Below are 7,589 nucleotides of genomic sequence, written 5' to 3' on the forward strand. Positions count from 1 at the left end.
AATCATCTCAAAGCGGGAAAAGGCAGATATGGAACAGTTGAAAGTCGGCCTCGGGCAGAGGAGTTACCCGATTTGGATCGGCGATGATATCCTCGACAACCTGGGCCGAGCCCTTAAAGAGGTCGATTTTCCGCGCAAGGTTGCGGTGGTTACCAACCCGACCGTTGGAGGCCTTTACGCGGAGCGTGTTCTGGAGGCCCTTGCCAAAGAGGGCTTTCATGCCGAAACGGTGACGGTGCCAGACGGGGAGCAATTTAAGAACCTCGAAACCCTTGAGACCATTTACGACGGTCTCATCGAAAACGGTTTGGACCGCTTCAGCGGACTGGTCGCCCTCGGCGGCGGGGTGGTCGGCGATATGGCCGGGTTTGCCGCAGCCACCTATCTGCGCGGCATCCCCTTCGCTCAAGTGCCCACTACCCTCCTGTCACAGGTCGACAGTTCGGTGGGGGGGAAGACTGCCGTCAACCATCCCCTTGGAAAGAATCTGATCGGCGCCTTTTACCAGCCCCGCCACGTTCACATCGATGTCGCCACCCTGACTACCCTGCCGCACCGCGAATTTGCAGCCGGCATGGCCGAAGTTGTCAAGTACGGCATTATCCGGGACCGCTCTTTTTTCGACTGGCTTGGAAGCCACAGGTCAGAGCTGCAGCGGCTTGATCGCACCGCTCTGATTGAGGCGGTGAAGAGGTCTTGCCAAATCAAGGCGAATGTTGTAGAAGTTGACGAAAATGAAAGCTATTTGAGGGCTATTCTCAATTTCGGCCATACTTTTGGCCATGCCGTGGAAACTTTGGCCGGCTACGGCCAGATCAAGCACGGCGAAGCGGTGGCCATCGGGATGGTCGTCGCCGCGGTGGGGGCCAGCACTCTCGATCTGTGCACTTCGGGCGAGGTCGATTCCATTCGCGAATTGCTGGCGTCTTTCGGCCTCCCGGTGGAGCCGCCCAGTTTTTCCCTTGAAGACTACCTGAATGCCATGGGGCGGGACAAGAAGGTGAAGGAGGGGGTTCTGCGCCTCGTTCTCAACCGTGGCATCGGCGATTGCCTCCTTAGGGACATTGCCGAGCCGGCCGGTTTTTTCGCTTCTGTTTTGAACACCTTGCCCATGGGAAGGTGACCCATGACCGAAAAGCAGTCCCCGGCCTCACTGCTGGGAAAGATCGCCGAATATACCGAGATCCTCGACCGGAACCCTCGCTCCAAGGTCTTCGTGCCCCTTTGCGAGGCGTATCGGCAAATGGGTATGCTCGACGATGCACTCGAAATCGCCATCCGGGGGGTGCAGAACCTGTCAGACTATCCCGATGGGTACATCGCCCTGGGAAGGGTCCAGACCCAGTTGGGTGCGCGGTCCGAGGCCCTGCAGGCATTCGAGAAGGCTTTGGAGCTTGACGAGGGGAACCTCACGGCCCTCAAGGACTTGGCTCGGCTCCTCCTTCAGGGGGACGACAAGGGGAGGGCGCGGGAACTTCTGCAACGAGCCGCTCTTCTCCGGCCGGATGACCGGGGCATCGCCCGGATGTTGGGCAGCTTCTCCTCCGAACAGCCTTCGGCATCCGCCCCGGAGGCGTCGGAATCGAATCTCCCGCAGTCTCCGGAAATGGCGGCGGCAGGCCGTCGAGACGAACCGATCGCCACCGCAACCCTGGCCGAGATCTATGTCGGGCAGGGTTTTTTGGAGAACGCCGCCAAAGTTTACCGGGATCTGCTGACCCGCGATCCCGCCAACGAGGACGTTCGCGCCAGGCTTTCCGCCCTGGAATCGCAGCTCGAAGATGAACAGACCCAGTTCGCCGAAGTCCCTGATACGGGTCCTTCCGAGCCGACCGTCTCCCCGGGGGCTGGAGCCGGGTCCTCCCTGGCGAAGGAGTCGCCGGCGGCGGAAACCGCCTCGCCACTGTCGTCTGCCGACAAACGGGTTGAAATCTTCCAGCGCTGGCTGGAGGCGATTCGCAATAGGAGGCTTCATGTTTCATGATATTCTGGAGGGCATCGTCGCCGGCACTGCAGGCGGTATCGGTGCCGTGCTGATGGGCTACGACGGCATCGCCATCGACCAGCACTTCAAGCCATGGGACGGGGCCGACCTGCAACTCGTCGCCGTGGAATATGCCAACGTCCTGAAGGACATCAAGAAGACTGCGGAAATCCTCGACAGCGGTGACATGGAGGAGGTCTCGGTCAAGACCGAGAAATTCTACGTTATCATCCGCATCCTCACCGACGAGTACTTCGTGGCCCTGACCCTGGACCGCGCAGGGAATTACGGTAAAGGGCGGTACCTTCTGTCCCGGGATGCGCCGCGTCTCCGTGAGGCCCTGGGCTGAGTAGTTGATTATGGAAATCCTTGTTCTGCACGGGCCTAATCTCAACCTTCTCGGGGTTCGGGAACCCGAAGTCTACGGGAGGGAGACCCTCGAGGATATCGATGAGAGGTTGCGTGCGCGTGGCAATGAGCGGGGGGTAGAGATGTCCTTTTTTCAGTCCAACCACGAAGGCCATCTCATCGATCGCATTCACAGGGCCCGCCAGGAGGGCGCGGCCGGAATGCTCATTAACCCGGGAGGACTGACCCATACCAGCGTCGCCCTGCGCGATGCCGTTTCCGGGGTGGGGCTTCCCACCGTGGAGGTGCACCTTTCCAACGTCCACGCCCGGGAGGATTTCCGCCATCATTCCTACCTTGCTCCCGTCGCCCTGGGGCAGATCTGCGGGTTCGGCGCGGCCAGTTATGAACTGGCCCTCGACGGCCTTTTAGGGATATTAAAAAGATAGTTATTGTCAATAAAACCAGCCTATGCTAAAAGACAAAATCGCCCTTGCAGCGAATCTTCTGGAGGCTTGCGGCCTCGATGCCTTCGTCTTTCTTCATCCCCCCAACCTCCGTTTCCTGTGCGGTTTCACGGGGAGTGACGGGGCCCTGGTGGCGACCCGGAAGACGGATGCCTTTCTCACCGACTCCCGGTATACCGCCCAGGCGCAACAGCAGGTTAGCGCCGACGATGTGCGCCAGTACACCGCGAAGGCCGACGGCATTTTGGAATTTCTCCGGGAGACGGGCGCGGGAAAGGTCGGATTCGAGTCCGATTCCCTGTCTTACGCCAGCGTCGAGAGGTTTCGGGAGAAAAGCGGTAACACGTTCGAATGGGTTCCTGTCAGTCGGGAGCTCCTTTCCCTGCGCGGGGTGAAAACCTCTTTGGAAGTGGAGTCCCTAGTGGAGGCCGCCCGCCTCAACGCCGAGGCCTTCGAGGAGGTGCTCCCTTTCATTCGGCCCGGGGCGGTGGAGCGGGATATCGCCCTTGAACTCGAATTCTCCCTACGGCGCCGCGGCGGAGAGGAGAAGGCCTTCGATTTCATCGTGGCCTCGGGCGAGCGGGGGGCGATGCCCCACGGGGTCGCCTCGAACCGGGTCATTCGGGCGGGGGAGCTGGTAACGGTCGATTTTGGCACCCGCTTTGGAGGGTACCACTCGGACGAGACGGTCACCGTGGCCGTGGGGGATGTTTCTCCGAGGCTGCGGGAGATCTACGACGTCGTCCTCGAGGCCCACGATCGGGCCATTGCAGCCGTTAAGCCAGGGGTGCCCCTTCGGGAGATCGATGATGCGGCTCGGGACTTTATCGTTGAGCGGGGCCTGGGGGACTACTTCGGTCACGGCACCGGGCATGGCGTTGGCCTTGAGGTTCATGAGTATCCCACCGTCTCGCCCCGTTCCGATGAGACTGCCCGGGAGGGTATGGTCTTCACCGTTGAACCGGGTGTCTACATCCCCGAACTCGGCGGGGTGCGTATCGAGGACATGGTGCTGGTCACCGCAGCGGGCTGCCGCAGGCTGACCCGCATTCCAAAAGATTTTCGAACCCTTCCTGTCTAGGAAGGTCAACGGGCCGGACCGGCCCCGTCCCCGCAGAGCGGGGTCATGAGCATAAAAACAAGGAGGAATTGATCTGATGAATATCAAAGACCTGAAAAGCCTGATCAAAATGGTGACCGACACAGACATAACCGAATTCGAGATGGAGAACCCCGAAGGAAAGGTGACCATCAAGCGTGGGACCACCGAGGTTGTACAGGTGGCAGCGCCCCCGAGTTTTATGCATCCGGCACCGGCGGCCCCCGTTCCTGCGGCCGCCCCCGCAATTGCTCCGGCGGCTGCGGCCCCCGCCGCTGCCGCCGAACAGGGTGAAACCATCAACTCCCCCATTGTCGGCACCATGTACTGGGCCCCCTCGCCCGATTCAGATCCCTACGTCAAGGTCGGGCAAGTCGTGGAAAAGGGCCAGGTGCTCTGCATCGTCGAGGCCATGAAGCTGATGAACGAAATCGAGGCCGAGTTCCGCTGCAAGATCGTCGAAGGTCTCAAGGCCAACGCCGAGCCTGTCGAGTTCGGCGACCCTCTCTACCGGGTTGAGAAACTCTAGGGTAGGGCGGTCCCGACAGCTGCTTGGAACTTCGCCTCGAACTCACAGGAGAATACCCTTCCATGTTTCATAAGATATTGATCGCCAACCGCGGCGAGATCGCCCTGCGTATTATCCGTGCTTGCAAGGAACTGGGCATCAAGACGGTAGCGGTGCACTCGGACGTGGACAGTGAGGCCCTTCACGTAAAACTGGCCGATGAGAGCGTGTGCATCGGCCCCGCTATCAGCGCCGCCAGTTACCTCAACATGCAGGCCATTGTCAGCGCCGCCGAGGTCACCGACGCTGAGGCCATCCATCCCTGTTACGGCTTCCTTTCGGAAAACGCTGAATTCGCCGAGATCTGCGCCAACTGCGGCATCACCTTTATCGGTCCCACCGCAGAGAATATGCGCCTCATGGGGGACAAAATCAGCGCCCGCCAGACGGTTATCGAGGCCGGGGTGCCGATTCTGCCCGGGACGACCGAAGGGGTCGGTTCGGTTGAGGAGGCCAAGAAGGTCGCCGCCGAAATCGGCTACCCGGTGATCATCAAGGCCACCGCCGGCGGCGGCGGCCGGGGCATGAAGGTCGTGCATTCGCCGGGCTCCCTGGGCAACGCCTTCGCCGCCGCCCGGTCCGAGGCCCAGGCCGGCTTCGGCAACCCCGATGTCTATATCGAGAAATTCTGCGAGAGGCCCCGGCACGTCGAAATTCAGATCCTGGCCGACAAGCACGGCAACGTCATCCACCTCGGCTAGCGAGACTGTTCCATCCAGCGCCGCCACCAGAAGCTCATCGAGGAGGCTCCCTGTCCCGTGCTCAGCCCCGCCTTGCGCAAGCGGATGGGCGAGTGCGCCGTCGCCGCGGCCAAATCGGTCAACTACTCCAGTGTCGGCACCATGGAGTTTTTGCTCGACGCCGACAACAACTTCTACTTCATGGAGATGAACACCCGCGTTCAGGTGGAGCATCCGGTCACCGAGATGGTCACCGGGGTCGACATCATCAAGGAGCAGATCCGCTCCGCAGCCGGCCTGCCGCTTCGCTTCAAGCAGTCCGACATCAAGATCACCGGCCACGCCATCGAGGTCCGGGTCAACGCCGAGGATCCTGTCAAGTTCACCCCGTTTCCCGGCAAGATCGACGGCTACCACACTCCCGGGGGGCTTGGCGTGCGGGTCGACAGCGCGGTCTACGACCAGTATACGGTGCTGCCCCATTACGATTCGATGATCGCCAAGCTCATTGTTCACGCCGAGACCCGGGAAGAGGCCATCAAGCGCATGGCCAGGGCCCTCGACGAGTACATCATCGAGGGTATCAAGACGACCATCCCCTTCCACCAGCGCGTCATGAGTAACAAGGAGTTCATGGAAGGGGCCGTGGATACGGGGTTCATCGAGCGCCTGGTCTTTTAGCTCTCAGGAAGCAAGACGTCATTCGCCGGGGCTGGGAAGCGCGCCCGGCCCGGCTCAAACGGGAGGGCCCATGCCGCGTCCCCGCTGGCGCCTCATCCGCTCGGGTGCCCTGAGAGCCCCCATCAACATGGCTCTCGACGAGGCTCTGCTCGAGTCCGTCGCTGCGGGGCGGTCCTGCTCCGTTCTACGGCTCTACCGCTGGGATCCGCCGGCGGTTTCCATAGGGTATTTTCAGCAGGGCGGCGGGGTACTCAACCTCGCCGCCTGCTGCCGTCTTGGGCTCGACGTGGTTCGGCGGGTCACCGGCGGGCGTGCCGTGCTCCATGACCGGGAGGTGACCTACGCGGTGATCTCCCCGGAAGGGTCGAACCTCTTCCCCGGCGGCATTCTGGACACCTATCTGGCCATCGCTCAGGTTTTGCAGCATGCCCTCGCAGGCCTGGGCCTGGAGACCGAGTTGAGCAAAGGGCGCAACATGGCTGGGGCTGGCGGCAGCGCATGCTTCACCGCACCGGGCAGCTTCGAGCTTCTCTGCTGCGGATGCAAGATCGCCGGCAGCGCACAGAAACGCCAGGGAGGCGCCTTCCTCCAGCACGGCTCCATTCCCATCGACCTCGATCCCGAACGCCTCTTTTTGGCCCTCAACACCAGGGGTGGGGTTTCTGCCGAGGCGGGAGCACTGGCCTTGACCGAAAAGGTCGGCTGGGTGAATCGTTTTCTGAGCCGGCCGGTGCATGTCGAGGACCTTGAGGACCTTTTGCTGGCCGGGTTTGCCGAATTGTTGGGTGTCGAACTGTCGGAAGAGGTTCCCAGCGACGCCGAGTGGGAGCGGGCCCGGCAGCTCCAGGCTGAAAGATACGGCAATCCCGCATGGACCCTGGAGCGCTTGACCGGGCCGAGTGCGGACCGGGGGAAGGGGCTCCTCACCCCGATGTCGGGCTGACCATCGAGGACTGCCTGAGCGAAGGGCGACGGCAAAAACAATTCAGGGCGGGGGGGGATGCCTTCCGGATTATTCTGGTGGCAGATTCCTGTGATTCGTTTAAAGTCTGAACAACCGCCAAGTGGGTAGAAGAGACCGACCCGGTCAACCGTTCTGGAACTCGTGGGGGACATCTTTATGATACGCATTCTCTGTATCCTCCTGCTCCTGCTTTTCATCGCCCTTCCGGCGACGCCTCTGCAGGCCGCACCCCTGTCGCTGCGCCAGGCCGAGCGAATGGCTCTGGAGCGGAACCTGGAGCTGAGGGCCGCCACCTTCGTGTCGCGGGCCAGCGACGCCCTGGTGCGCAAAGGCTTCGGCATCTACGATCCCCGCCTGGAAGTCCTGTGGACTGAGGGGGAGAGCCGCGACCTCTCAAATTTCCAGTTTTTTACCGGACAGACCGGGGTCGATAACCGGAGGGTGGACTTCTCTCTCGCCCAGACGTTGCCCACCGGCGGGGAGCTGACGGCGTCGATGACCAACCGGCGGGACCACGTCTTTGCCGGCGATGAGCCCTTTCTCGACCCCGAGTACGACAGCGAATTGAAACTTTCTCTTGTCCAGCCTCTGCTTCAGGGGCTGGGGCGCACGGTGACCGAGCAGACCATTCTGTTCGCCATCAAGGACCGGGAGATATCGGTCCAGAACTTGCGCGAAAGGGGCTTCGAAATTCTTGCCCGGGTCCGGGATGTCTATTTCGAGGTGCAGCGCCAGAGAGAGGACCTGCGTTTCCGGGAAACCTCCGTATCTCTGGCCCAAAAGGTACTGGAGGAGAAC

The 7,589-nt window shown here is 61.5% G+C and carries 8 protein-coding genes and 1 pseudogene; all 9 read left to right on the top strand.

What is annotated here, in order from left to right; genetic code table 11:
* Positions 1-28 precede the first annotated feature (28 nt).
* On the top strand, positions 29-1,123 hold the full coding sequence (gene aroB / locus C0617_RS03455) for a 3-dehydroquinate synthase (RefSeq protein ID WP_291315624.1): 1,095 nt from the start codon (positions 29-31) through the stop codon (positions 1,121-1,123).
* Between the two features lie 3 nt (positions 1,124-1,126).
* A complete protein-coding gene (locus C0617_RS03460) occupies positions 1,127-1,984 on the top strand; it encodes a tetratricopeptide repeat protein (RefSeq protein ID WP_291315625.1) in 858 nt (285 codons plus the stop codon).
* On the top strand, positions 1,974-2,333 hold the full coding sequence (locus C0617_RS03465; RefSeq protein ID WP_291315626.1) for a roadblock/LC7 domain-containing protein: 360 nt from the start codon (positions 1,974-1,976) through the stop codon (positions 2,331-2,333). The genes C0617_RS03460 and C0617_RS03465 overlap by 11 nt, the downstream gene beginning before the upstream one ends.
* 7 nt (positions 2,334-2,340) lie before the next feature.
* A complete protein-coding gene (aroQ, locus tag C0617_RS03470; protein WP_363324372.1) occupies positions 2,341-2,781 on the top strand; it encodes a type II 3-dehydroquinate dehydratase in 441 nt (146 codons plus the stop codon).
* Positions 2,782-2,803: 22 nt separating this feature from the next.
* Positions 2,804-3,880: an aminopeptidase P family protein gene (locus C0617_RS03475; protein WP_291315628.1), complete on the top strand. Its 1,077-nt coding sequence runs from the start codon at positions 2,804-2,806 to the stop codon at positions 3,878-3,880.
* 76 nt (positions 3,881-3,956) lie between these two features.
* Positions 3,957-4,427: an acetyl-CoA carboxylase biotin carboxyl carrier protein gene (gene accB / locus C0617_RS03480; RefSeq protein ID WP_291315629.1), complete on the top strand. Its 471-nt coding sequence runs from the start codon at positions 3,957-3,959 to the stop codon at positions 4,425-4,427.
* Between the two features lie 62 nt (positions 4,428-4,489).
* Positions 4,490-5,827 (top strand): annotated as a pseudogene (accC, locus tag C0617_RS03485) (acetyl-CoA carboxylase biotin carboxylase subunit).
* Between the two features lie 70 nt (positions 5,828-5,897).
* Positions 5,898-6,770, top strand: a complete 873-nt coding sequence (locus C0617_RS03495) for a biotin/lipoate A/B protein ligase family protein (RefSeq protein WP_291315630.1) — start codon at positions 5,898-5,900, stop codon at positions 6,768-6,770.
* A 177-nt stretch (positions 6,771-6,947) separates the two neighbouring features.
* On the top strand, positions 6,948-7,589 hold a 642-nt coding region (locus tag C0617_RS03500; RefSeq protein WP_291315631.1), incomplete at its 3' end, for a TolC family protein.

Origin of the sequence: Desulfuromonas sp. (assembly GCF_002868845.1) — a bacterium.
Lineage (GTDB): Bacteria > Desulfobacterota > Desulfuromonadia > Desulfuromonadales > BM501 > BM501.